General features: G+C 62.9%; 23 protein-coding genes. 8 read left to right on the forward strand and 15 right to left on the reverse strand.

All coding sequences use genetic code 11. The features are described from left to right. The first annotated feature begins 34 nt into the window (after positions 1–34). Positions 35–811 carry a helix-turn-helix domain-containing protein gene (locus QE360_RS18400; protein WP_235654548.1) on the forward strand — a complete coding sequence of 259 codons (777 nt, stop codon included), beginning with the start codon at positions 35–37 and terminating at the stop codon, positions 809–811. Positions 812–913: 102 nt separating this feature from the next. Here QE360_RS18400 and QE360_RS18405 read toward each other — a convergent pair whose 3' ends face one another. From QE360_RS18405 to QE360_RS18420, 4 genes are all read right to left on the reverse strand, one after another. Continuing rightward, entirely contained in the window at positions 914–1,750 is an 837-nt protein-coding gene (locus QE360_RS18405) for a DMT family transporter (protein ID WP_309703900.1), read from the reverse strand. Between the two features lie 39 nt (positions 1,751–1,789). Further along, complete coding sequence (locus tag QE360_RS18410) at positions 1,790–2,164, reverse strand: VOC family protein (protein WP_097383934.1); 375 nt, start codon at positions 2,162–2,164, stop codon at positions 1,790–1,792. Positions 2,165–2,286: 122 nt separating this feature from the next. Further along, entirely contained in the window at positions 2,287–2,694 is a 408-nt protein-coding gene (locus tag QE360_RS18415) for a VOC family protein (RefSeq protein WP_309703903.1), read from the reverse strand. 336 nt (positions 2,695–3,030) lie between these two features. Beyond that, positions 3,031–4,206 (reverse strand): 4-hydroxybenzoate 3-monooxygenase, encoded by a 1,176-nt coding sequence (locus QE360_RS18420; protein WP_309703905.1) that lies wholly within the window; start codon positions 4,204–4,206, stop codon positions 3,031–3,033. Positions 4,207–4,293: 87 nt separating this feature from the next. Between QE360_RS18420 and QE360_RS18425 the strand changes: the two genes are divergently transcribed. Beyond that, the gene (locus QE360_RS18425; protein ID WP_097383931.1) at positions 4,294–4,911 is read left to right on the forward strand and encodes a TetR/AcrR family transcriptional regulator; all 618 of its coding nucleotides are present in this window, start codon (positions 4,294–4,296) and stop codon (positions 4,909–4,911) included. Between the two features lie 598 nt (positions 4,912–5,509). Here the strand turns inward: QE360_RS18425 and QE360_RS18430 are convergent. Both QE360_RS18430 and QE360_RS18435 read right to left on the reverse strand, forming a co-directional pair. Next, on the reverse strand, positions 5,510–6,709 hold the full coding sequence (locus QE360_RS18430; protein ID WP_309703909.1) for an IS91 family transposase: 1,200 nt from the start codon (positions 6,707–6,709) through the stop codon (positions 5,510–5,512). 4 nt (positions 6,710–6,713) lie between these two features. Further along, positions 6,714–7,619 (reverse strand): site-specific integrase, encoded by a 906-nt coding sequence (locus QE360_RS18435; RefSeq protein WP_309703914.1) that lies wholly within the window; start codon positions 7,617–7,619, stop codon positions 6,714–6,716. A 688-nt stretch (positions 7,620–8,307) separates the two neighbouring features. On the opposite strand from QE360_RS18435, the gene QE360_RS18440 reads away from it, so the two are divergent. Further along, the gene (locus QE360_RS18440; protein ID WP_309703917.1) at positions 8,308–9,204 is read left to right on the forward strand and encodes a DMT family transporter; all 897 of its coding nucleotides are present in this window, start codon (positions 8,308–8,310) and stop codon (positions 9,202–9,204) included. A 232-nt stretch (positions 9,205–9,436) separates the two neighbouring features. Here the strand turns inward: QE360_RS18440 and QE360_RS18445 are convergent, their stop codons facing one another. From QE360_RS18445 to QE360_RS18455, 3 genes are all read right to left on the reverse strand, one after another. Continuing rightward, positions 9,437–10,258, reverse strand: a complete 822-nt coding sequence (locus QE360_RS18445) for a hypothetical protein (RefSeq protein ID WP_309703919.1) — start codon at positions 10,256–10,258, stop codon at positions 9,437–9,439. Beyond that, entirely contained in the window at positions 10,255–11,094 is an 840-nt protein-coding gene (locus QE360_RS18450) for a hypothetical protein (RefSeq protein WP_309703921.1), read from the reverse strand. Before QE360_RS18450 ends, QE360_RS18445 begins: the two co-directional genes overlap by 4 nt. Before the next feature lie 313 nt (positions 11,095–11,407). Beyond that, positions 11,408–14,191 carry a TrlF family AAA-like ATPase gene (locus tag QE360_RS18455; RefSeq protein WP_309703922.1) on the reverse strand — a complete coding sequence of 928 codons (2,784 nt, stop codon included), beginning with the start codon at positions 14,189–14,191 and terminating at the stop codon, positions 11,408–11,410. A 140-nt stretch (positions 14,192–14,331) separates the two neighbouring features. Between QE360_RS18455 and QE360_RS18460 the strand changes: the two genes are divergently transcribed. Together QE360_RS18460 and QE360_RS18465 are read left to right on the forward strand one after the other, a co-directional pair. Next, the gene (locus tag QE360_RS18460; protein ID WP_309703924.1) at positions 14,332–14,979 is read left to right on the forward strand and encodes a hypothetical protein; all 648 of its coding nucleotides are present in this window, start codon (positions 14,332–14,334) and stop codon (positions 14,977–14,979) included. Beyond that, positions 14,976–16,859 carry a caspase family protein gene (locus QE360_RS18465; RefSeq protein ID WP_309703926.1) on the forward strand — a complete coding sequence of 628 codons (1,884 nt, stop codon included), beginning with the start codon at positions 14,976–14,978 and terminating at the stop codon, positions 16,857–16,859. Before QE360_RS18460 ends, QE360_RS18465 begins: the two co-directional genes overlap by 4 nt. Positions 16,860–17,123: 264 nt before the next feature. Here the strand turns inward: QE360_RS18465 and QE360_RS18470 are convergent, their stop codons facing one another. Next, complete coding sequence (locus QE360_RS18470; RefSeq protein WP_309703929.1) at positions 17,124–17,393, reverse strand: hypothetical protein; 270 nt, start codon at positions 17,391–17,393, stop codon at positions 17,124–17,126. Positions 17,394–17,488: 95 nt separating this feature from the next. On the opposite strand from QE360_RS18470, the gene QE360_RS18475 reads away from it, so the two are divergent. After that, positions 17,489–18,505 (forward strand): hypothetical protein, encoded by a 1,017-nt coding sequence (locus tag QE360_RS18475; RefSeq protein ID WP_309703931.1) that lies wholly within the window; start codon positions 17,489–17,491, stop codon positions 18,503–18,505. 20 nt (positions 18,506–18,525) lie between these two features. On the opposite strand, the gene tnpC is transcribed toward QE360_RS18475, so the two are convergent. The 3 genes from tnpC to tnpA are packed head-to-tail and all read right to left on the reverse strand — an operon-like array spanning position 18,526 to position 20,859. Then, on the reverse strand, positions 18,526–20,097 hold the full coding sequence (gene tnpC, locus QE360_RS18480; RefSeq protein WP_405052689.1) for an IS66 family transposase: 1,572 nt from the start codon (positions 20,095–20,097) through the stop codon (positions 18,526–18,528). A 43-nt stretch (positions 20,098–20,140) separates the two neighbouring features. Continuing rightward, positions 20,141–20,488: an IS66 family insertion sequence element accessory protein TnpB gene (tnpB, locus tag QE360_RS18485; RefSeq protein ID WP_309703936.1), complete on the reverse strand. Its 348-nt coding sequence runs from the start codon at positions 20,486–20,488 to the stop codon at positions 20,141–20,143. Next, positions 20,485–20,859: an IS66-like element accessory protein TnpA gene (gene tnpA, locus QE360_RS18490; protein ID WP_309703938.1), complete on the reverse strand. Its 375-nt coding sequence runs from the start codon at positions 20,857–20,859 to the stop codon at positions 20,485–20,487. The genes tnpB and tnpA overlap by 4 nt, the downstream gene beginning before the upstream one ends. Positions 20,860–20,871: 12 nt before the next feature. On the opposite strand from tnpA, the gene QE360_RS18495 reads away from it, so the two are divergent. Continuing rightward, on the forward strand, positions 20,872–21,096 hold the full coding sequence (locus QE360_RS18495; RefSeq protein ID WP_309703940.1) for a hypothetical protein: 225 nt from the start codon (positions 20,872–20,874) through the stop codon (positions 21,094–21,096). A gap of 24 nt (positions 21,097–21,120) precedes the next feature. Here the strand turns inward: QE360_RS18495 and QE360_RS18500 are convergent, their stop codons facing one another. Further along, positions 21,121–21,330 carry a hypothetical protein gene (locus tag QE360_RS18500; protein WP_309703941.1) on the reverse strand — a complete coding sequence of 70 codons (210 nt, stop codon included), beginning with the start codon at positions 21,328–21,330 and terminating at the stop codon, positions 21,121–21,123. Then, positions 21,327–22,970, reverse strand: coding sequence for an ATP-binding protein (locus QE360_RS18505; RefSeq protein WP_309703943.1), 1,644 nt, complete (start codon positions 22,968–22,970; stop codon positions 21,327–21,329). The genes QE360_RS18500 and QE360_RS18505 overlap by 4 nt, the downstream gene beginning before the upstream one ends. 1,363 nt (positions 22,971–24,333) lie before the next feature. Between QE360_RS18505 and QE360_RS18515 the strand changes: the two genes are divergently transcribed. Further along, complete coding sequence (locus QE360_RS18515) at positions 24,334–24,501, forward strand: hypothetical protein (RefSeq protein WP_309703946.1); 168 nt, start codon at positions 24,334–24,336, stop codon at positions 24,499–24,501. Positions 24,502–24,581: the final 80 nt, after the last annotated feature.

Raw genomic sequence — 24,581 nt, forward strand, 5'->3', positions numbered from 1 at the left:
ATCCCTATAAACTGCCATCTTGATGTCACGACCTATGCTAGCCACTGCCATCCTGGATCCGGACGCGGCGGACGCGACCGCGATCGCGCACCGGCTAGACTTCACCGACCATGCCGCCGAAGTGCCCACCCATGTCCATCGCAAGGCGCAGTTGATCCTGGCGTCGCACGGCGCGGTCACCTGTATCGCCGCGGACGATGTGTGGATCGTGCCGCCGGGCTGCGGCATCTGGATTCCGGGCGGGGTGCCGCACAGCGCGCGCGCGACCGCAAATGCGCGGGTCGACTATCTGTTCGTCGAGCCCGGCGCGAGCAGGCTTCCCGACCATTGCTGCGCACTGGAGTTGACCGCGATGATCCGCGCGATGATCGATCGCCTGGCGCACGAGCCCAGCGACTATTCCCCGGACGGACATGCCGCCCGCCTGGCCCGGGTGATGCTTGACGAGCTGGCCGAAATGCCGCGCCAGCGCCTGAACCTGCCGGTGTCAGGCGATAGCAGGATTCGCGTTATCGCCGACGCGCTGACCGCCGCGCCGTCGGACCGCAGCACGCTCGCCGGCTGGGCCGTCCGCGTCGCGATGAGCGAGCGGTCGCTGGCGCGGCTGATGCTGCGCGAGACCGGCCTGACCTTCGGCCGCTGGCGCCAACAGCTCCACCTCGTCGTTGCGTTACGCGAGCTGGCGAGCGGCGCCAGCGTCCAGCAGGTCGCGGCCGAATTGGGCTACGATTCGGTCAACGCGTTCATCACGATGTTCCGCAAGGCGCTCGGCAGCACGCCAGCACAGTATTTTGCGCAGCGCCGGGCATGAACTGCTCTGATCCCCGAAACCTCGCCGCCTCACGCGGTAAGACGCGCTCATCCGGATCGCGAGCGGTCGCTCGCCCCAGCAACGTTCCGATCTGTCCTCTCTTCAGCCTGCATGTCCGATCAGAAGAGCCCCCATGGCAACAACCAGGCAGGCCGTGATCCGATAACGGCTCAGTCTTTCGTGCAGGAAGACGCGTCCGATCAGTGCCGCTAAGACGACACTTGTCTCCCGCAGCGCCGACACCGGTCCCATCGTGCCGTGCGCCATGGCAAAGATGACGATGCCATAGGCCAGAAGCGAGGCGAGCCCGCCGCCGGCTGCCACCAGCATTTCCCTGCGCCCGCGCACCAGAGAACGGGCATCCCGCAGCACGATGTAGGTCGCCGGCGCGAGCAGGCCCCACGACAGGCACATCCAGACGGTGTAGCCGATAGGCGAGCCGGACAGCCGCACCCCGACGCCATCGGTCACGCTGTAGGCACCGATGAAGCCGCCGGTGCCGAGCGCGAAAAGTAATGTCTGCCGCCCGATGGCCCGCCCTTGGAAGGCCAGCGCAACGATGCCGCCCGACACCAGCAGCACGCCCGTCAGACTGAGCGCGTCTGGCAGCTCGCGCGCGAAGACTGCGGCACCGAGCGACACCAGAAGCGGCGAGGCGCCGCGGGCGATCGGGTAGGTTTGCCCGAGATCGCCTTGCCGGTAGGTGCGCACGAGGAAGAGGTTGTATCCGACGTGCAGCAGCGCCGATAAAGCGATGCAGCCCCAACTCGCTGTTGCGGGAACCGCCACGAAGGGCGCCATCAGGGCACAGGCGAGTGCAATGGCGATGCACATGATCGTCATCGACCAGAGCCGGTCGCAGCCTCCGCGCAGAAGGGCGTTCCAGCTCGCGTGCAGAACCGCCGCGAAAAGGACGATCAGGCTGATGCCGATGGACATGAGCCTCCTTGCCCAGCTGAATGGTCGAGTTCCATGAAGCTACCGCGTCGCCTTCGTCCGCGCGGTCAGCTTATGGCCATCGGGATCGCGGAGATAGGCGACGAAAACGCCATTCGGGCGCTCGCACGGTGGGGTTTCGATCGATGTGCCGCCACGCGCGGTGCCGGCCTCGTGCCAAGCGCGAACATGATCCGCGCTGATGGCGGCGATGCCGATGGTTCCGCCATTGGCGACAGTCGCCGGGTGGCCATCGATCGGCCGGGTGATCATCAGCCGCCCACCGTCGTGATCGTAGATCAGCCGGCCTCTCTCATCCCTCTCGCCTGGCTTGCCGCCCAGTGCCGTGAACGTAGCGTCATAGAAGGCTCTGGATCGCTCAAGGTTGTTGCTGCCAATCATGATGTGCGTGAACATATGTCATCCCAGGAATAAGACCGGACATACGGGATTGCAGGCTGGGCTGTACGCCGGTTCGTTTGAACGGCATCGCAGCCGGAAATGGCCGGCGGATGGCTCCGCCGACCCCAAAACGAACCTTACTGCCGGTCACCAGGATACGCTTCTTCGGGGCCTATCGGCGTCAGAGTCGTCACTTTGATGCAGTAGCCGCCCTTTGCCCGAAAATAGAAAGACCAGGCACCATGCGCCTCGTGCGGCGCCTGCGTTTCCCCGCCGTCGCCGCTTAGGCGGGCATGCAGGGCATCGACGGCATCGCGCGACTCTTGGATGAAGCCGACATGCAGAATGTCGAGCTGCTTTGGGTAGTCGAAGCCGTCGAGCTTGCTTTCGAAATGGTTGACGATCAGCACAAGGCCATCATCGTCCTGCATGATCGCCATCTTCGTGCCGCGCACGACTAGCGTGCGCAGCCCGAAATAATGCTCGAACATAGCGCGGTCGGCTTCGGTGTCGTGGCTGTAAAGTTTGATGTGGTTCAGCTTCATGGTCGTGCCTTTCCGTTGGTGAGACGGACACGAGCCGATCGTGGTCAGACAACGACGACCGGCCACGCACGAGCGCAATCCTCGTTGTGTCCGGCCATGGCCAAGAGCGGCATCACCCGCTCAAGCGTGACTGTCTCGCAAGAGACCGCAGGTTGTCACCATACCTGCATCGCTGTCTTTTTAGGCGCTTAACAGTTTAGTCCGTGTACACTGTGCGTCAAGCGAAGGGAGCTGGCCTCTCAAAAACGAACTGCGAGCGAGACGGCCGGCGGCATTCCCATTGGGATGCTATTTAGGGAATGGCCCTCGCCTTGAAACGCGGGGGACACCGGATTGTTAGGCGACGCCGCGTTGGAAGTCGCTGTGAAGTCGCGCCGCCACGGGTGAACTGAACAATTCATCAAGACGCGCGCGCGCCGTCATCTGGCGGAACGCGCCATTCTGCGTGGGGTCGCCGCCATCATGCATCATGTCCGTCATCCAGGCACTGAACTCCTGATATTTCCAGACGCGGGGCAGAACCGTCGCCGAATAGCCCGCCAGTGTCGATCCATCATCACTGTTTACCGCGTCAACCAGCGCCTGCGCGAGCACATCCACATCGTAGAGCGCCATATTCATGCCCTTGGCACCGGTGGGCGGCACCAGATGGGCCGCGTCCCCCGCCAAGTAGATGTTGCGGTGCTGCATCGGGGCGTGGACCACGGAGCGGAGCGGCACCACTTCGCAGTCGAGTACGACCGCGTCCGGGATCGTGTCATCGTTGAGCCGCAAGCGGATCTCATCCCAAATGCGCGCGTCCGGCCAGTCCTGCGTGCCGTCGCTCAAAGGGCATTGCAGATAGTAGCGGCTGCGTTGAGGCCCGCGTGGAAGTTGTGCGACGAAGCCGTGGTCGCTCGCCGCCATGATGGGGTGAGCCACCACCGGCGCTTCCACCAGCACCGCCAGCCAAGCGTAGCCGAACTCGTGGCTAATCGTCGTCAGGACACTGGCAGGGATGGAAGCCCGGCTGACACCACGATCCGCATCACAGCCCGCGATGTGGTCGCAGGCGATCGTGTGCACCTGCCCTTCGCGGGTATAGCGGACTTGGGGGCGCTGGCCGTCCTCGTCAGTGATCGTCACGTCCGTCACGTCGAACCGCACGTCGCCGCCTCTCATGTCGATCAGTTCGCGGAGCAGATTGTTGACGAGCATCTGCTGCGTACAGAAGCGGCCCTCGCTGCCATTGTCGCCGGCAATCTCGAACACTCGGCCGACGCCGTTCACGCGGTAGTCGATGGTCTGCGCGACCGGTCCGGCGAGCAGTTGATCCGCCAGCCCCCAGCGCTCGAACATCCTAACTCCGCGCGCGTCCACCACACCGGCCCGCTGGCGGCCCTCAATATAGGTACGGTCCTGCCGCTCAAGGACAATGCACGGCACCTTGGCAGTGTCCAGCAACGTCGCGAGCGTCAGCCCGGCGGCCCCGGCGCCGATGATGACGACGGGTATTTCTTCGGTAGTCGGCATGTCAGGTTCCTCGACAATTTTGATGCCCCCAAAATATAAGCTATGGCTTGCATCCGCTAATCACATACGGATCAGGGTGTTCGGCTAATGGCGCGCAAGCCCAACATTGCCTCGAAAAAGCAGCCTCGGCAGGCGCGCGCCGTCGCGACCGTGGCGGCGATCGTGGAGGCAGCTACTTACATTTTAAGCCGTGGCGGCTTGGCCGATTTCACGTCCAATAAGGTCGCCGAGCGTGCTGGGGTAAATGTCGCGTCCTTCTATCAGTATTTCCCGAACAAAGAGGCGCTGCTGTTCCATATCGTCACCAAAACATGGGCCGAGCAGTTCGCGCGGCTAGAACCCATTCTGACCGATGGAGGCGCGAGCCCGGCAGAGCGGCTGCGAGCGTTCGTGCGTGAGCTGATACTCGTCGAGGCCGCTGAGGTGGAACTGCGTCGTGGGCTTCGGGCGGCTTCGGTGGAACTGCGCGAGACGCCCGAGTTCAAGGCGCTGCTCGAACGCGGGACCGCGCTGTTCCATCGGTTCTTGGCTGACGCGTTGCGGGATCGCGTCCCGGAGGCGCTCGACTTCACCGTTGAGACGACGGCCATCCTCATCACCAGCTTCACCGAGCATGCCACCGATGAACTGGGGGCCACGGATCGCCTCCTCCAACAGGCCGACTTCCTAGCCGACTTGCTGATCGGCCGCTTCGGCCTTGATTGAACCCGTGTGGGTATGTTCCCGCAAAGAAACCTCCAACGGGACAAACTGCGTGCGACCGAAGCTGCCCTGCCTAGACTCCGCGGTTTTCCCTAAATCTGTTCACGATTGCCATTTCCCAAAACTGTCCGCTGGAGATGGAGAAACGGGACTGCCGAGCGGCGTAGCGCCACCGGCACCCGAACGGTAAGGCAAGCAGCCGAGCATGTTTGATTGGGCAATGGCGGATTGTCTGGTCCGGGACCGTTAGTGGCCGCTTACGTCCGGAGCTGACATTCGGAGGTTGCTATGGGAACGACCGGGTCTGTGAAGGGTTTCGGGCGCTTGCGTACGAAAGCCTCCAGTGCAGGAACCCGCGGCCCCCAGGTGCTGGTCTATGGGTAAATAGGCTTTGGAATGGTTCTGGCGGGTAAGCGCTGCCGATCCAGAGGTGTCGCTGCTGGCCCGATGGACGTGATTTCGTGCGGTGTCAGATTGCCGGTGGCGTTGGTTTTGCTGCCCGGTGTGCCTTGCGCTGGCCGCAATTCCGAGATGGGCATGTGCCGGGCCACCGGCCAGGACACCATGGGCGTGACCGTCATGCAGGATGGGCCATGCCGGGTCATGGCGTGCGTCTCCGGGCGAGCGGCGCTGGCTGCGGCGGCGCGCGGGGCTGGCACCAGCGGGCGAAGGTCTCGATGATGGTCATGTGCCCGCCGCAGCATGGGCATGGCGGGCGATGGTCGGGCGGTTCGTGGGCTTCGGCCTCGGCCTCGTCGACCGGTACAGCAACGCCCAGCAGTTTGCGGGCGAGCGTCATGGCCTGCTTGTGCGTCGAACTGGCGAGCAGGCCGTAATGCCGGATGCGGTGGAAGCCGCGCGGCAGGACGTGGATCAGGAAGCGGCGGATGAACTCGTCGGTCGCCAACGTCATGACCTGCTGGCGGTCAGCCCCGTCGCGACGGTAATCCTTATAGCGGAACGTCACGCCGCCCTTGTCGAAGGCGACAAGCCGCCGGTTCGAGATGGCAACGCGGTGGGTGTAGCGCGCAAGATAGGCCAGCACCGCCTGCGGCCCGGCAAAGGGTGGCTTGGCATAGACCACCCAGCGCTTCTTCCGGACGGGCGAGAGATGCCGCAGCAAGGCTTTGCGTGTCGCCAGGCCCGCCAGGGTGTTGAAGAAGGACAGCTTGCCGGCATCGAACAGCGCCAGGAGACGCGTGAGGAACAGCCGGCGGAACAAGGCGCCCAGCACACGCACCGGCAGCAGGAAGGCCGGACGCGACGAGATCCAGCGCGTGCCGTCCAGCGCGATGCCACCGCCGGGCACGATCATGTGTACATGCGGGTGGTGGGTCAGCGCCGAGCCCCATGTGTGCAGCACGGCGGTGATGCCGATCCGCGCGCCGAGGTGTTTGGGATCGGCCGCGATGGTCAACATCGTGTCGGCCGCCGCGCGGAACAGCAGGTCATAGACCGCCGCCTTGTTCTGCCAGGCTATGGCGGCAATCTCTGCGGGCACGGTGAACACGACGTGGAAGTAGCCGACCGGCAACAGATCGGCCTCGCGCGCGGCCAGCCAGGTGCGCGCTGCGGCGCCCTGGCACTTGGGGCAGTGCCGGTTGCGGCAGGAGTTGTAGGCGATCCGCCAATGCCCGCAGTCGTCGCAGGCTTCGACGTGACCACCCAGCGCGGCGGTGCGGCAATTCTCGATCGCCGTCATGACCTTGAGCTGGCCGAGGCTGAGATGCCCGGCGTGGGCCGCCCGATAGGCGGGTCCGGCGCTGCGGAAGATATCAGCGACCTCGAGCGAGGTGCGCACCGATTTATCCGGGAGGGGCCTTGCCTTCCATCACGGCCACGATCTGGTCGAGCGGGCTGGTCACCGCCCGCATGGTCTTGCTCGAGACCTGAGTGTAGATGCCGGTCGTGTTGATGTTCACGTGTCCCAGCAAGACTTGAATGACCCGAATATCGACGCCCTGCTCAAGCAGGTGAGTGGCGAACGAATGGCGCAATGTGTGCGGGCTTACCCGCTTGTGGACCTCTGCGCGCTCGGCCGATTCCTGCACGACCCGGTGCAACTGGCGAGCCGAGACCGGATCCGTGCCGCTGCGGCCGGGGAACAGCCAGCCATGGGGCAACATCACCCCGCGCCGTTTGCCTTCGCGCCACCATTGACGAAGCAGATCCAGCAGGTGCGGTGAAAGCATGGCATTGCGATCCTTGCGTCCCTTGCCCTGTTCGACGCGGATCAGCATCCGGGCGCTGTCGATGTCATCGACCTTGAGGTGGGCGACCTCCGAGACCCGCAGGCCCGCACCATAGGCCACGCTGAGGGCCGCTTTGTATTTGATGTCTGGCGCCGCCTCGAGCAGCCGCGCGGTCTCCTCGACGCTCAAGACCACCCGCAATTTGGGCGCGTAATGCAGGACAACAAGCCCCAGCGCCATCTCCGGTCGCTTGAGGGTGATACCGAATAGGAAACGCAGTGCCGATACGGCCCCATTGATGGTCGCGGGACCAACGGCGCGTTCATGCTGATCCAGCTGAAAGCGCCGGAGGTCTTCAACCGTAGCGGTATCGGGAGGCTGGCCGAGAAATGCGGCAAAGCGCCGAACGTGGCGGACATAGTCCTTCTGCGTGTGCTCCCCAAGGCCACGCATCTTCATATCCTGCAGCATACGCTGGCGGAGCGAATTGTTCGGGGTGGCGATAGTAGCAGCATCCATGACGAGTTCCTTTCCGTTGAAGGAACCCGCATGGTCGGACGGCAACACCTCCCCGCCCAAAGCCTTTGAAATACTACGCTACCTCACCCCAAGCGACCCTCCCGCGCAGCGGGTTCGTGCATTGGTCGACAGCCGACATGAGCACCCACCTGAGCAAGCGCCAGCCTGCGAGGCCCGGTGCCGAAAACGGACTGGCTGCTTTCAAGAATGTGCCCATCATGCCGCCTCAACTTTAAGCGCCTTGAAAGCTTCGATAATTCGCCGAGCCTCGGCAGACGGATGTCGAAAAAAGTTCGAAACGTGTCCAATCTGGCTCACCAAGCTAAAAGCTTGAATTAGCTGGCAAATGCAGGGTCACGCAGAATCACGTGGCCGAGACCCCCAGCTAACCTTTGGAAAACCAATCGCTTTCCGTGGCACAACGCTTGTGCAGGCGCCCTGCTCTGCTCACGACGCGAGCGATCGGCAGCGTGTAGAAGTGGCTGGATGCGCAAGGCTGTCTCTCCGAAGCCGAAGCCAAATTCGCCTTTGCCGCGCAGTTGACGTTTCCGATGAGCTGTTTGGCCGCTGTCGGCCGCAGGGCTCATTTTCGGCCGTTCGCGGCTCGTGTCCGGCCCTGCAAAAGTAGGCGTCGGTTCATCGGGCACCGCCTATCGCCAAAAGCTGCGAAACACGGCAACGAGACGGCATGAACCGTCTCGCCTGTGTTGCCCTCTCCCTGGCCGGACTTGCCTGGGGGCTTGGCTTTCCTCTCGGCAAGTTAGCCCTGCGCGAACTCGACCCGGCGCATATGGTGCTGCTCCGCTTCATCGTTGCCAGCATTGTCGCCTGTCCATTCGCCATTGCCACGAAGGAGGCTCGTGCGCTGTTCCGTTCGCCACCGGTGCTGCTGGCGGGTGCGCTTTACGGACTGGCCTTCGTGGTCCAGTTCGAGGGACTGGCCGGGGTCACCGTCACGCTTGCTGCCCTGCTGGTCGGAGCGATGCCCGCGCTGATCGCAGTCTCGGCGTATCTGATGGGCGAACGTGTCACGCGCGCCTCGTGGATCGGCGTCGTCGCAGCAACGGGTGGCGCGGCTTTGATTGCTGGCAAGCCGGGCGGCGCCGGCACTGCGATCGGCATCGTACTTTCATTGGCATCGCTACTGATCTTCCTGGCGTGGCTGCTAGCGCTGAAGCGCGTGCCTGCGACGCGATCAGCGATGGCTGTGCCTGCTGTCACATTGGTGGTGGCGACGCTCACCGTGCTGCCTATCGCTCTGTTGCTCCATGGTGCGCCCCCACTCGCGCTGAGCCCGGTCGCCTGGAGCGGGATCATTGGGCAGGGTCTCCTCTCCACCTTCCTTGCCACGGCGGCGTGGCAGTATGGCGCGGCCCGAGTCGACAGCGCCAGTGCAGGCGTGTTCATAAACATCGAGCCGCTGATCGGTGCCGCGCTCGGCATCGGCCTGTTCGGTGATCCGGTGGGATGGCCTGTCCTGCTGGGCGGATTGCTGATCGTGATCGGCAGCATTGTCGTCGTTCGCGGCGAGCGTCCCAACGCCAATCACGCAGCAGACGCTACGCATGGTCTGTCAATGGACTAGGTGTTTGATCTCGCCCTGCGCCGCGGCGGGGAAAAGGCCCAAAGGCGGTTGTTAGACTGCTTGCTGCGCTCCCCAACTTCGAAAATCGATTAGACTAACTAGGCCCAAAGGGCCAATCGCTACAGCGATAAGTGGACATTATCACATGCTGCTGACCCCCGAGGGGGAAATCACTCACGGCGTCCATTGAGACCCGATCAGGCAGCCACCGCTCCATCGACCAGGATCGTAGTTAGTCGGCGTCGCCCAAGTCAGACGGCGACAGCTTCCTGGCCAGATGCTGCATGAATGCACGCGTATTGTCGAAGATCTGCACGGCACGTTCTTCATCGTACCGCTCAAGCGGGTGCATCGCGTGGTTGCGCCACGCGTTCTTGATGAAGCGCAGATGCACGCCCGCTTCGGCGGCCCACTGCTCCTCCTCACGGCCATCCACTTTGCGCCGAACCTCGCGCAACTTGCCCTCGATCGCGCCGAGAACGGTGTTCCAGTTCTCGCCAGACGGCACGTCGACGTGTTTGGCGAGGGCATGGAGACCGGATTCAAGCACGCGCATCAAATGCATGACGGCGGCCGTCCAGCGGCCGAGGGCTCGGCATTTTCCGGCCTCGGCAATGTCGAAGGCGACATCCGGGAAGGCATCCTCGACGGGCTCACCGAAGAGCGGATCGGAGGAGAAATACTGGGCGCTCGCCGGCGGAAACGCAAACAGGAGGCGCGCTTCTAGTTCATCGTGAAACGCCGAGGTCAAAATTGCCATTTCGTCTGCGACCAAGCTGAGGCGGTCTGGCGTTAACGCAACGTGGAACGGCGCAACCTTGTCGAGATTTTGCGCCAATCGGGCTGCACTCGCTCGCGCGGCGGGCATCTCCAGCGCCTCCGCGATGTTCCCTAGCCGGCGTGAGCACTCCCTCATTTCGGCGAAGCGCTCAATCTCGATCAGACCGATGCTCCTATTCTCAATGGTTTGGCGTCGCATCAGCACGAGGTGCTTGTGCGAGCCGGCAAGGTAGGTGAGTGACGCTATCAGGTGATGAACATCGACCCGTATCATGCGTCGGAGCCTTCGTGCGCTGCGTCGTCGGCGACGGCTGCAGGCCGATGCTGGACCATAAGTTTAACGTCGTTTTGCCCACCGCAGACTTCGCATTTCCAGCCGACGCCAGCCTTGATCTCGGCGCGCCAGGGAAAGATTGAAGTCTTGCACTCCGTATTAGCGCATCTGACCTCGATCTGGTCGGGCTCGAAAAGCGCCTCGTTCTCGCCAGCGTCCGTTACCTTGTAGGTCGCACCGCATTCGAAGCACTTGGCGTTGACCACCGACTGATCGTGCGGCATCCGCTTGCGAACCGGATGGCCGCATTTCATACAGTCGATCGACGCGAACGTACCAATCGTGGCATTCCAAATCGGCGACGCGAGCACCTCCGTCAAATAGGCGGCGATTTCATCGCAGCGCGCTCGAAATTTGGCGTGGTCCACCGGAGCGCCGCCTTTCCGCTGCTTGATCGTCTGCACATGGAGATGGGCCCCCAACGCATCGTAGTGGCGCTTGATTGTGGTCATGTTCAGGACCTTCTCGCTGCCCAACGCCTCCATAACCTCCGGCGTCACGCCGAGTGATGGCTCGATACCGAAGGCCAAGCTGCTGTCCTTGTCCGCGTTGGGGTCGATCTCGAGGAGCACGGCCATTACCTTACGTGGCTGCCAGGTTTCATATTCAGCTGGCGGAAATTCCTCTTTGTAGGCCAAGGCCCGATCGTAGGTAAGCGACTCCATCGCCATACGAAGCTCGAGCGCGGCGTACTTCAGGCGCTCATCATCCACGGACCCGAGCTCGTCCTTGGCGCGCGCGAGTTCGCGCCTGGCGTCGTTACGATAGTCGACCATACCGTCCTCCCTTGCCCGACATGGGTCCGATTATGTCAAAGGCCAAGGCCGACCTCGATAGAAGGCTTATGGGGCACGCTAGGACAGGCTCAAGGTGCGCGCCTGATCCGGCATTCTAGCGCAAAGCAGCCAGAACATGGGCGTGGACCCCGCGGAGATTGATGAGGGCAACGATTCCAGAGGCTTGACGGCTCATAGTGCTGCGGCGTTCGAGCGTTCCCCACAGCCTGTTAGGCCACCAAACCGCGCATGACGGACGAGTCAATGCGGCGGGTGTGGTCGGGAACGATGACGATCGCCGGCCTTCGAAGGATTACGAGACGCCGTAGATGGAGGCGCGGCGCCGGAACGCTTCGGTCGAGCCTTCGAGGATGTCACAGGCGAATTGCCGCGTCGGGCCGTGATCGATCGAGCCGCGCGACACGATCCGACCGGTGTCGTCCTGTGCCTTCAGCACGATGATCTGCTCCGCGTCCCCGAGGACAGCGATATTGGCGTTGTGGGTGACGATAATTACCTGCCGGCGTTCCTTGGCGCGGCGCAGGACTGGTACCAGCGTTTGATAGATGAACTCGCTGTCGAGATGATCTTCCGGCTGATCGATGATCAGGGGGCGGTTGCTATCGGCCGACAGCATCAGCGCCAGTAGCACTGACTGCTTTTGGCCGAGGCTCAATCGACTGAAATCGCGAGTGACCGGTCGGGATTGCCCGGTTACCTGTTTGGTCACGACGAGCTGCGGCGTGTCGCTGACCTCGACCGCCTGTAGTTTGTGCATCACTTCGGGTGCCGAGAGATTGTCGATGATCGCCTGCGCATCCGCATCGGCGAAGACCGTCGCGCCATCGCTCGCCTTCACGGCCCTGATGGCGTTCTTGTCCTTCTTGGTGACCGCCTGGATCAGACCCGGCAGCGAGAGCTTTTCGATCAGGAGCGGTGCGCGGGGCACTTGGGAGGTCCGCCACCCCATTGCTTCCGTGATCACCGCGCAACCGGAGGGAGAATGCGCACTGTGCAGGAACTTGAGCGACACACTGAGATCGGTCAGCACCGACTTCAGCGTTCGGCTTGCCTTTACGCCATACGCGCTGCGCTTGGTGGCGATCCGGTTGCGGACCTCCCAGCGCTTCCTGACGAGATCGGCGCGCTCCTTGCGACGGCGCTCGAGCCCGGGTTCCCATGTCTTCAGCTTGCGCAGGTTCTCTGTCAGTCGTGCCTCATCGGTAGACAGGCTATTGATGAAGACCATATCGAGGCGCACACCGCTGGCTTCGAGCGCGGCTCGCTTATGGTCGATCTCGGTTTTTGCGGTCGCCTCCTTAATGCGCCAAGCTGTAAGCTGCCGTTCGACAACGTCGCTCAGTGACCTTGCGGCGGCCTGAAGATCGGATTCGGCACTCGCCACCTTGGCCTTAAATGCCGCCGCTTGGTGCGCGATGGCTTGGTATTCCGGTCCGCCGATCGTCAGTTCCGTTGGGTCGACCGACGTCTCGATGCTTTCGATGCGTTCGCGCAATGCATCGTTACTGGTCAGTCCAAGCAATTCCTGAAGATCGCGGCGAAGCGATAGACGAACTTCCCTTTCCTGGTCGAGCTTACGGATGAGCACGATTACTTCCTTGCCTCGCTGCGCTTCTAAAGCGGCGAGCTGCGACTTCTTGTAGCGGAGGTCTCGCTCGACCTGGGGAATCTTGGCTACATTGTCGGCAGCCATCTTTAGCTCCGTTTCGGAATCAAGCAGCGACTGGCGTATCTCACGCTCTTCCTTTGCATCCGCGGCCACACCAATGAAGCGGTCGAGAAAGCTTAACAAGCCTGCAGGGTCGCTGGTCGCATTCTGGCTGATCGTCGCCGCTTCACTCTGTGCATAGCATTCTACGCCGAATTCGGGCAGCAGCGCATCGGGGTCATCGGCGTCCTCGACCTCGCCGCTTCGCCGGCGCCGTAGCTTCAACTCATGGCCCGACTGGTCCTCGACGAGCAGGTCGATCAGGTCCGGCCAGACTTCGGAATCGACGACTTCGCCGGTGTCCGCTTGGCCGGTCAGACAGCGAATGGCCTCAAAGGTAGTCGATTTGCCCGTGCCGCGGCCACCGATGATGCAATTCAAGTTGGGACTGAAGTGCACGCCCTGGCCAGTGAGAAAGCCACCTTCCATCGACAGCGCGCGGACGACGGGTATCCGAGCTGGTACTTCTTCCTCGATGCGCACGCGCGCGTCACTATCTTCGAGCGCGAGCCGCAAGGCATCGAACGTTACCGTCTGCATTTTGTAGCGGGTGACCTTGCGATCACCGGCCGCGTTTCGGCCCAGCGCCGTCAGCGTATGCGAATCGGAGTTGAGCAGACGTGCCAGGAACTGCTTCTTTCCGAGCCCGAGTGCCTCGATCCGCTGCCGCCCTAGAAGCTTGCGATCGCCATCTGGGTCCAGGTCAGAATATGATATTTCACTATCGGCACGCTTGAGTTCAATGCCGAGCAGTGCCGCATGGCAAAGGATGTCCCGCTTGTGCGGCGGGCTGCCCGGCACCTCAGTTTCGAGACCCTTGCCCCCATCGACATGGGCAAGGACGGCAAAGCCGCGCCCCTCCGCCACGAGATTGAGAATGTCGACCACGCCGTTGGAACAGCGCGAGTTCGCCAAGCCGCGATCGGCCAGCGTCAGTTTGGCGTGAAAGCGGGTCAGTGCATCAAGGGTCGGCAGATAGCATAGAAGATGACCATGCGAGGTCGACAGCTCGACGCCCGGTACGACCAGCAAGGATGTGCCTTCGGCGGCGGCAATAGCGGTAGCCACGCCGCAGATCTCGTTGTGATCGGCGATAGCGATGAGGTCGAGCCGCTCGGCGATGGCGGTCCGCACGATCGCCTCCGGCGTTGCGGCCGGGTCGGTAACATCATGCGAGCCGGCGATGCTGTGAATATGGAGATCGCCGCGGAAGAAGCGGGCGCCACGATCCAGTTCAATAGCCTCTGCGATATCCATTTCGTGCCGCCGTATTTTCCTGTCGTTCATCAGGAGATTACCTACTGCTGATGCAGACGGAAGAACGAAATTTATCGGCATTGCCTCGCTGCGTCCGAACGGCCGAATCATGGTTATCTCGATGCGAAGAGCGCTAGATTGAGTTCACGCACGCCGCTGGTCGTGTCCACAGTCGTTCATGTGGAGAATTGCTGTTCGGAACACCCCAGATCGACTGGCGCGATCGTACCCGAACGGCTACGCCTAGGTGAATGCACGTCCACGAGGATCAGCAAGTCGCACCCCCGCGCCGCGAGTATGGCAGCTATCCACGCGAGGCCAGGGCGATCAGGAACGCCGTCGGCGAGGCAATAGCCGCTCTTGCGCGCAAGAAGGTGCACGCGCTGGTTCCGGAGGAGAACACCCGCCGCTTCTTTCATGGCCAGGGGTGGAGTTCCCCCGCCTCACCCGACCGCGCGCCGGACGATATGGTCACGATACGGCAGGAGACTTCCATCGGTTTCGCCGACGTGGCCGACCAGAACCTCTCGAAGGTTCTGGCGACGATCACGCGAGCCGCCGAGGGCATGGCGGAACAGCAGGTGATCAACGTCTTCCAGGCGATCACCAAGGCCTGTGACAGCAGCGGCAACGTCGTCGACGCCGTCAATCGAGCGCTGCCGGACGCCTTCATGGAAATGCTCGAGAAGATCGAATTTGGCATCGATCGGAACGGCGAGGTGGAAATGCCCACCATCGCGGTCGGTCCGGGGATGGGCGAGAGGATGCTGGCGAGCTTAGAAACTCAGCCGCCCGAATTCCAGGCGCGGGCCGAGGCGATGATCGCGGAGAAGAAGGCCGGAGCTCTATCGCGGGAGAGGGCGCGGCTAGAACGCTATCGGCAGGCGTCGCCGGATTGAGCCGGCGCTGCCTGATCGCTATCGGCTGCGATCGCTACGACACCGAGAACGATCTCACCGGCGCGGAAGCCGACGCAAGCAACGTCTTCGTCGCGCTGATGCGCGCGGATGTCGGCGACTACGACTCTGCGGACTCGCACCTCCTCCTCTCCCCGACGCTGGGCGAGGTGCGTGAGACGATCCGGCGTGTCCTGATCCGACCCGGACCGATCGACACCCTGACCATCTTCTTCGCGGGCCATGGCGGAGTGAAGGCCGGCACGTTCCACCTGCTACCGCGCGACGCCTCGTCCGCGCTGCTGTCGGCCACGGCGCTATCGACCGCCGAGCTGTTCGCGATGATCGCCGAGGCAGCGCCGTTGCAGACGAACCTGATCGTCGACGCGTGCGAGGCGGGCGGCGTGGCCGGCGACGTCCGCGCGTTGCTCCGGCCCGAGGACCTCGGTGCGACCAGCACACCCGGGGTGACCGTGCTGGCGATGGCGGCACGCGATCAGTATGCGATCGAGATCGATGGCGCGGGTGTCGGCACCACCGCCCTCCTCGACTGCATCGAGGGGCGCAGCTTCGTCTCGGACAGCCGGCCGACGCTCGACCTGCTGGAGATCGGGCACCGGGTCGCTGAGGCGCTTTCGGTCGCCGGTGGGCAGGCACCGGTGCTCTGGGGCCTAAACCTTTTCGGGCCGAGACGTTTCTGCCGCAACCCTGCCTTCGGCGGTGGAGCAGGACCGCTGAGGGCGACGCTTGGCGACTGGGACAGTCCCACCACCCGACGCGCGGTGGAGGCTGTGATGCCCGCCCTCTGGCGCGTTTGGGACCGGCTCGACCATCCTGATCTCTCGATGCGAGAGGTCGTCGACGGGTTGACGGGCGCCCTTGCTTCCCTGCCGGACAGCGCCAGCCGCGGGCAACTGCTGGAAAGGCTGACCGCTGCGGCCACCATAAAGACGGACGCGACCTCGGACCGGCTCCGCTCCGTGGAGGTTCGCGCGGCGATCATTGTCGCCGCTCTCCCTCACGCCAGTGAATCCGAGGTTGCGGGTACGATGGGATCGCTGGCAACGGAGGTGGCGGTTCACGCTGAGCGGGTGGTCGATAGCGCCTCGGCGGCGCTCGAGGCGGACAGGTTCGCGCTTCTGAGCTCTGCGGGCGGCATCTCCGACCTGTTCGTTCTGCCGCTCAGGTTGACACGGCTCGCCGGCTGGGCCGCGGTCGCTCAGCTGATCCGCTCCTGGAAGGGAGAAACCACCGACACTTGCGTGCTGCGGCGCTTCTTAACTGCTGCGATCGCGCAGCTCGCGACGTCGCTGGTTGCGATAAGCGACTCCCAAGCCGCACCCTTGACATGCATCCTGGCAGCCGCTCGGACCGGCGATGCCCGACCCGAGGCCGAGACGCTGCTGGGCGCGCTCTTCGCCTCCGCCATCGACGCCGGCGGAAACGTCGCGTGCGCGAGCATCGACGGGGGCGATATCCTGCGATTCTTGATCGCCCGCTCGACGGGCGAGTTCGATCGTGTGCGATCGGCGTTGGCGCGACCTACGGAGCTACTCACGGTCATGTTGAGGGGCGCTTCGCTGTTCGGACTCGACGACGAGTTTGATTCTTGGTTGATCCGCTTGGACGGTACCGATCTCAACGCCTTCCTGCCGGATGACTATGTCGGGTTCGGCGCAGATACCGTTCGCGGCGGGGTAAACGCGGGATATCGCATCGGCGGCGACGTTTTCACCGTGAGCGAACTGGAAGCGGCATGGCACCCCGCCGCCGAAGCATCCGGCGAGGAGAGGACAGCGGCGATGTTGGCAGCACTGCTGTTCCCTAATCGGACGCCCTGGTTTCTGCTGCCCCGGGTCTGTGCCACCGTGGCGCACAGCTGACGCCAGCCGGCGCTCGCGCCGGTCGCTTGCTTTCAGAAAGGATCGCCCGCAGCACATGAAGCAGTACAGTCAGCGGTAGCTGGTGACAGCCTCATATTTCGAAGCAAGCAGGTCATTATCATAGCGATCCGCTGCGTACCTTCATCGCTGATGACCTTGACGCCACCGCGCATATCAAGGCCAATCCGAGCCGAACCGCCAAGCCCGCCATCGGCTGGCGCCTCTACAGAGAGTGCCATCAGGTCGGATACTTCTTAAACAAGCTCATCCGAGCCGTCCGGCATCGGGCGCGTTCACCGACGCGTCACGGATGCCGCCGGGCAACTGGTCGCTGGGTCGGACCACGCCGTCCGACCTCACCAGCGTCATGGTGAGAGGCGTCGGACGGCGCTTCCGCTCGTCGAGGATCTCCTCGGCAGTTTCGCGGGACTGAAGCGCGCCCACGGTCAGCACGAACCCGTCCGGGCGGCGAAGCCGCATCACGCGGAGCGGGTACTGGCTGGTGCGTGAGGCAGAGTTGAACTCGTCGCGCAACTCGGCCTTGCGACGCTCGAGCCGGCGGCGACCATCCCCATGCGTCGCAACGATGCGATCTATTCAAGCTGCCGGGTTGAGGGCAGACCGTAATCATGTCCTGGCTTATCCTCTCTATCCTCCCGAACATCGACTTGCGCGTTGAGGTCGCCGCCGAACAGGTCGCCATCGTGCCGCCAACGGACGAGCGCGTCGTTGCCTTGCGAGGCGAGCACCCAAATCTGGACCAATTCCTCGCGCGATTCACAGGTTCGCACGGACGGGTGATCCACCCGGCGATCCTGCTGTTCGATGCGCAGGCTCCCGTTTCTAAGCGCACCGGCGAGGCGATGGTCGGTATCCGCAACGCGCTGGCCGTATCGACCGTGCTCCAGCAGACCGCGGTCGAGCTGCTGTACCCTCAGGGACACCGCATCCTCTTCACCGATCCATTCGACTTCTATCCTTGGAACCTCGATCGTGATTTCGACCGTATGATCAGCATCACGCCGGCTAGCATGGCGATCCACCGGGTCAACGACTTTGCCGGTCAGCCTTTGCCCGGATCACCTGTTCATACGCTCCCGCGGACCAGCATCGATCGCATTCTACTCGGCGAGATTCTCAACCATTGGAACGCCGCCTATGGACAGCCGCGGATGACGCCAATGGACCGCGCGCTGTTCCGCTCGCTCAACATGGCGACCGCTGCGATGCGAATGCCGGCGGCGACGGCCGCGACAATCTTCGACTATGGGCGCCAATGCGGATTATGGATCAGCGCGTTTGAGATTCTCGCGCATTTCGAACATGGCCGCGCGAATCTCGCCAACGTGTTCGCGCTGCTCAACATGAAGCCGTTCCACATGCGCAGGTTAAATGCCCGGCTCTACCGGGTCCGCTATGGCGGACGGCAGCTTAGCGTGACTCTCGCCCAAAAGCTCTATGATCGGCTGTACCGTGTGCGGAACGACTTTCTGCACGGCAACCCAGTGACGGTGAAGTCGCTGCAGATTGCGCAAAGCGGTCGGTTCGTTGGCCATTTCGCCCCGCTGCTCTACCGCTTCGCGCTGCGTAACTTCCTCGACCTCCACTTCGTGTCGCAAGTGGCCCCCGGCGACATTCAGCGTTAGCGCGGCGTGGAGGCCGCAGATTACGCAGCTTGTGCGGTTGGCTGATCTGCCGGGGGCATCCAGTTCCAGGGCATGAGTTCGTCCCACCGACTGGCAGGCCAGTCGCCCGCGACCCTGGCAATGACGTCGGCGATATAGGCCTGCGGGTCGACGCCATTGGCCTTGCAGGTCTGGATGACGGTGTAGATGGCCGCGGCCCGCTCGCCGCCTGTGCGCGAACCGGCGAACAGCCAGTTGCGGCGTCCGACCGCGACACCGCGCAGCGCACGCTCCGCGATATTGTTGTCGATCTCCAAGCGGCCATCGTCGAGGAAGCGCGACAGCGCTGTCCAGCGCTTCGTGCCATAGGCGATGGCCCTTGCCATGTCGGACTTCGGTGACAGGCGGCGCAAGCTGGCGTCGAGCACCTCGCGCAAGGCGTCGACCAGCGGTCGACTTTTCTCCTGTCGGGCTCGACATCGCACGTCGGGTGGTTGGCCACGGACCTCGGCCTCGACAGCGTAAAGCGTGCCGATCCGCTCGAGGATGTCGGTGGTCAGCGGCGTGGGTGACCGCTCATGCAGGTCGAAGACCTTTCGGCGAAAGTGTGCCCAACACGCGACTTCGGTCACGCCGCTGCGGTAGAGCCCGTCATAGCCGGCATAGGCATCGGCCTGGAGGAAGCCGCGGAAGCTGGTGAGATGGGCCAGCGGGTGCGCCGCGGTGCGGTCTGGCGTGAAGCGATACCAGGTCACACGCGGCGCCGTGCTGCCAGATGCCTGGTCGTCTGCGGCATACACCCACAACCGCCCGGTCGCGGTCTTGCCCCGGCCGGGGTCGAGCACCGGCACGGGTGTGTCGTCGGCATGGACCTTGTCGGCCTTAAGGACTTCGTCCCGGATGCGGCTGACGATGGGGTCGAGAAGTGCTGCGGCCTGTCCGGTCCAGCCCGCCAATGTCGAGCGGTCGATGTCGAGCCCTTGCGCCGCCATCATCTCGGCTTGGCGGTACAGCGGCAGATGGTGGTCGAACTTGGAGACGACGACATGCGCCAGCGTCGCGAAGGTCGCCTTGCCTCGCGCGATGGCGCTTACCGGCGCGGGTGCCTGGACGATCTTCTCGCAGGACCGGCAGCTGTATTTGGGGCGGACGTTGCGCACGACCCGCCAGCGCACCGGCACGATGTCGAGCATCTCGTGCGCATCCGAGCCGAGCGGACGCAACGCACCACCGCAGTCCGGACAGGTGCAGGCACCCGACGCCGGCTCATGGACGACTTCCTCGCGCGGCAGATGTCCGGGTAGACTGCGGACGGGCACGGGACGCGCCAGCACGCCAGGGATGCTTGCCTCGGGTACAGGCGCGTCGCGCTCCGTCTCGAGTTCTTCCAGCGCCAGTTCGAGTTGCGCGATCTCGCGGCTAAGCTTCTCGGACGAGGCGCCGAATTGCATGCGTCGCAGCCGCGCGATCTGTCCGCGCAGCGTATCGATGAGCAGGTCGCGGGCAGCCAGGGCGGCATTGGCCCGGGCGAGCGAAGCCTCCAGCGCGGCAATCCGCGCGGTGGCATCAACAGGGGAAACGGGCGCTTCCGACACCCTGTTTCCATAGCAGATTGCAGGTCGGCGAGCGAGGGAAAGTGGCGAAAAACCGCCGTTCCTACCCAGCCAGCGTTGGTGCGAACGTCCGCTCGGGCCGCCGCCAGTCGATGCCTTCCAGCAGCATCGACAATTGCGCGGGCGTCAGCGTCACCGTGCTGGTCGCGGTCACCGGCCAGACGAAGCGGCCCCGGTCGAGCCTCTTGGAAAACAGGCAAAGCCCCTGGCCGTCGAACCAAAGCAGCTTGACCAGATGCCCGCGCTTGCCCCGGAACGCGAACAAGGCACCTGAATGCGGGTTCTGCGCCAGCACCTCCTGCACTAGCACCGCCAGGCCATCGAACCCCTTGCGCATGTCGGTCACACCGCACGCCAGGAACACCCGTGTCGGTAGCGGCGTCGGGCTCATCGCAGCACCGACAGCACCCGTGTCAGCGCGCCTGCATCCACCGCGGCATCCACGCTCACCCGCACGCCGCCCGGCAGCTCGATATGGATGAACCCCGGTGGACATGGTGCCGGCTGCGGTGTCGGCGCGACCGGGGCGACAACCTGTACCTCGGCAAATACCGGCAACGAAGCCACGACGCCCGCCAGCTTGCCTTCACGCAATTGCTTGCGCCACGTGTAGATCAGGCTGCTCGACACCTCGCGCCGCGCGATGACGTCGCAAACCCGCACCCCCGGCCGGAACGCCTCGGCCAAGATCTCCAGCTTCTCCGCGTCAGACCATCGCCGTCGACCCGACACCCGGCCGACCACCTCCATCCGACTGGTCATACGAGTGCTCGTATGACCAGTCGTAGAACCGAGAACTTCCCGCACCGCTCGCGCCCTCGTCAAAGGCGACAAGCATCCCGGCTACCGGCGCTACCGCAAGGTGGCCTGCTGACCACGCTTACCATTCAGCAGCAGATCGCGGCCCGCTTCGAGGGACATCGCTATGAGGCGGCGCAGCTCGACGCCGAGCAAGCGTTGCTGCTCGCCAATGTCGCGCCGGCCCACGAGGGAGACTGAGCCATGCCAGGTCAGGGTGCGGCGTTACCCGCCCGCGGCCGGCATTTCCTTGTCCATGTTGAACCGCAGAACTTCCTCGAAGACACGGTTGCGCGCCTTGGCGTCCGTTATGAGCGAGGCAGCCGGCATCACATAGAGATGTAGCGGGATATCGTCGGAGACGCCGATGACGAAATCGTCATAGACCACACGTTCGCTGAGTGAGAACACGTCTTTAAAACCGGTGCGCTTCATGTCCTTGTAGAATTCGTCGTCGATCTCGACGACGGAGAAAGCGAACACTTCCCGCACCGTCGCGATGCGATCGACCAGCTCGCTCGCGTAGAGCCGGCACTGCACCAAGGCCTTGTTGTTCTCGAAGATGCAGCGCCTGGCTTCTTGAACTCAATGATGACGAGCTTGTTCGGGCGCCCTTCATTATCCTTGAAAAAGAACGCGGCAACGTCCGGCTTGCGCTGCTGCTTTGACTCTGTCTCGACCCCGACCTCGCGAACGATCCGCGCCAGCGTCTCGTCGCTATAGATGTTGCTGTAGGACAGGAACTTGTCGTCCACGAGCCACACATTGTTCTCACGGATGTCGCTGCCATTGCTGTGCTTGCGCAGGATGGCGTTGTGCAGGACGTCCTCGGCCGAATCGCGCGGCATTTTGGCAAGCGAGTCGATGACCAGTGCGCGGTGGACGATGAAGCGGGCCAAGTCGTCGCTCGCGAGATGTGAGATGTCGTCAAAGGCGACAATGCGGCCTTCCTCCAGCGCTTCCACAAGCTGGTCTTCGCGCCGCGCCTGCTGCGCGCGGTAGGTCCGCACGATTTCGTCCGCGTCGAGCATGGCGGCTTCGCCGTTGAGCGATTCGATTTGGATAAACGGATAATATTTGCGGAGCTTGTCGACGTTCGCGAGCTTGAACGCCTCGATGTCGCCTTCCGCCGCCTCGTTGATCATCGCCACGCATTCTGCATGGATGCGGGGCATCAGCGCTTCCCGGCTGATCGGCGAAGCCATGTCGGCGTCGGCATCACTCTTTGGAATTTCGAGCTTCTGTCGCTCGATATTCGAGCTTCGGTTGAGATAGGTTGAGGTGATCGAGATGAGATAGCGGCAGATGTCGAACCGCCTGCTGATCTGATACTCCTCGACGCACAGCTCGTCCGCGCACAGCATTGCGACGATCCCACGGCGCGGCGCCTCGTCGCGGAACAGATAGCAGTCGAAGGTCTCTCCCTCGAGCTCGAACGAGCGAGTCTTTTGCGCCTCGATCGCCTCGCCCGAGAAGGTGAACTCGTCGGGGAAAGGCTGCTTGCTGTTGTGCGCGAACCGAATCGCGATGGTCCGCCCGGCCTGCTTCTTGAGGAACAGCAACAGCCGGAGATCGTCGCACATCGCATTGACGAGCTTGGTGACCTGTGTGTTGATCTTCTCCTTGAGCTCCGAGATCGTGATCGTCGTTTCCCGGCGACCGGCCGAAGCGGTCCGCTTCACGTCGCCTAGCGTGAAATCCGGCGTGTATCGAAATTCGACGAGCTCGCTCGCTAGCTGGCTGCGGACCTCGACGCGGTTGGCATATTTCAGGAAAGCCAACCGGCCCACGCCCTTGCCGCCGATATCGTCCTTATGGCCGGTACAGATCTCATCGAAATAATTGAGATTGTCCTGGGTGAAGCCTTCGCCGTCGTCGGTGATCGTGATCTTCTCGAGGACATTCCGCACCTCGTCGCCGAACAGGCCCGGCTGGCGATCGAACCACAGATCCACGGTGATGGCGTCGGCACCGGCATGGATCGAATTGGTCACGCCTTCGCGAATGACGTCGCGGGCAGTGACACCGCCCTTGTAATGCTCGGCGATAAATTTCTTGAGGTTGATCCGTGCCATCGCGACCTGTCTAGTCGGTGGTCCGGGGGCAGGCAATCAACGTTGCCGCGCGCGTGGGGTATCGGTGCGGGTGAACGAACGGCCAAATACGAAGTTCGCGGCTCCACAGCGGCCAATCCGCCCCCCACCAGAGTTCCGGCGTGCCGGTTTGCGGCCCAAGATTTGGGGGCGGCGCAGACGTTCGTCCATTCGGCATGTTCCGGTCACTGGCCTTGATCAAGGCGAACGACAGCTACGGTTGGGAGCAGACGTTCGCTGGAGTGAACGCGAGCGGCCGGCTCTGGTCCGGAGAGGCCTGACGCTCGTGCGGCCTGCCCAGGCGGCAGCTTCAGAACGCCAAGGCCCGCAGATCGCCTCAACCATAACGCCCCGTTACCCTTCCCTGCAACCGGATCATGACTTCGTGCGGCCCAGATACACCATTTGGATTTTGAACCATCGAGTAACCGGCAAGCGTTCAAATACATGGTCGAGCAAGCCGTTAACCCTCATTCCGCACCCCCACTTTTCACAGATTGGTAAGTGTCCGTCATATAAACCCAACCAGCGACAAATCGCCGTGGGAGATAGCGTGGGAGTTACGGTGCATTCAGGAGCATAACAGAGCACATCAGATTGGCGATTTCAGCCATTTACTTGCTCTATAGTGCTCTCCAATGCTTATTGAGCGGGTTCGATTCCCGTAGGGGTCACCATTTCCAAGGCAAAAGCCGCAGAAATCTGCGGTTTTTGCGGACATGGTGGGATTAGCGACATCGCCTGGTCCATTCAAAACAGCCTGACCACGATGGCTCGAGGCTCCCCCCTCATCGATCGAAATTTCTCGCTTCGGGCATGCCATTGCGTCTCACATTCCCGCGTTAGCCATGTTCGAGAGCAGGTTGATCCTGACCGAATTATACCACTCGGCGTGAAGGATTTTATGCATCTGCGGCGAGGGCGGCAGCCTGGTTCATCATGATGCAGTCCGGCGAGCTTCGGCGTAACGCTTATAGTCTTCGACGAGGCGGCGAAGCGGGTTGCCGATGCAAATCACCGCTCGCCCCAACCTCATGGCAGACGGACAAAGCCGCGCTATAAGGACAGCCAGCAGATGATCCGGCGAAGTGATGGCCATGTGGATCTTCGAGATCTTCTTCGGCTTGGCCCCGGGCGTCAACCAGACCTGCGTTGTTACACCGCTACCCAGGCGGCAGATCGTTGGGCATCCACCGCCACGGGGCGATTGTCTTCACGATGCTGCAAAGCACGTTGAACACCTCACACAGGTCGTGCCTCCTGCTGGCCGACAGCCTTGTGTAAAATAGCGGGCATGGCACATTCGGCGGCCATTCTCGCCGCATATGTCTGAGGGATATGGCTTGTGACAAACGCCTATCCCATCACGGATGAGCAGCAATCCACGCAACTCCACACCAGCCTCTATTTTGAAGCTCTCCTCGTCCCGATTGTTCGGCATCAAGCGATCGAACAGGTTCGCCAACCTGCGATCCTGGCCCAGAATATCCGCATCCCGGATAAGTATCCCTGAAGCGCTCGCCCGCCTCGTACCGCGGATCGCACCACAGGATGCATAGGCGGGCGAAGTTTTCGTCGGAACAGCGGTGGTGC

The sequence above is a fragment of the Sphingomonas sp. SORGH_AS_0789 genome (assembly GCF_031453055.1).
Taxonomy (GTDB): domain Bacteria; phylum Pseudomonadota; class Alphaproteobacteria; order Sphingomonadales; family Sphingomonadaceae; genus Sphingomonas.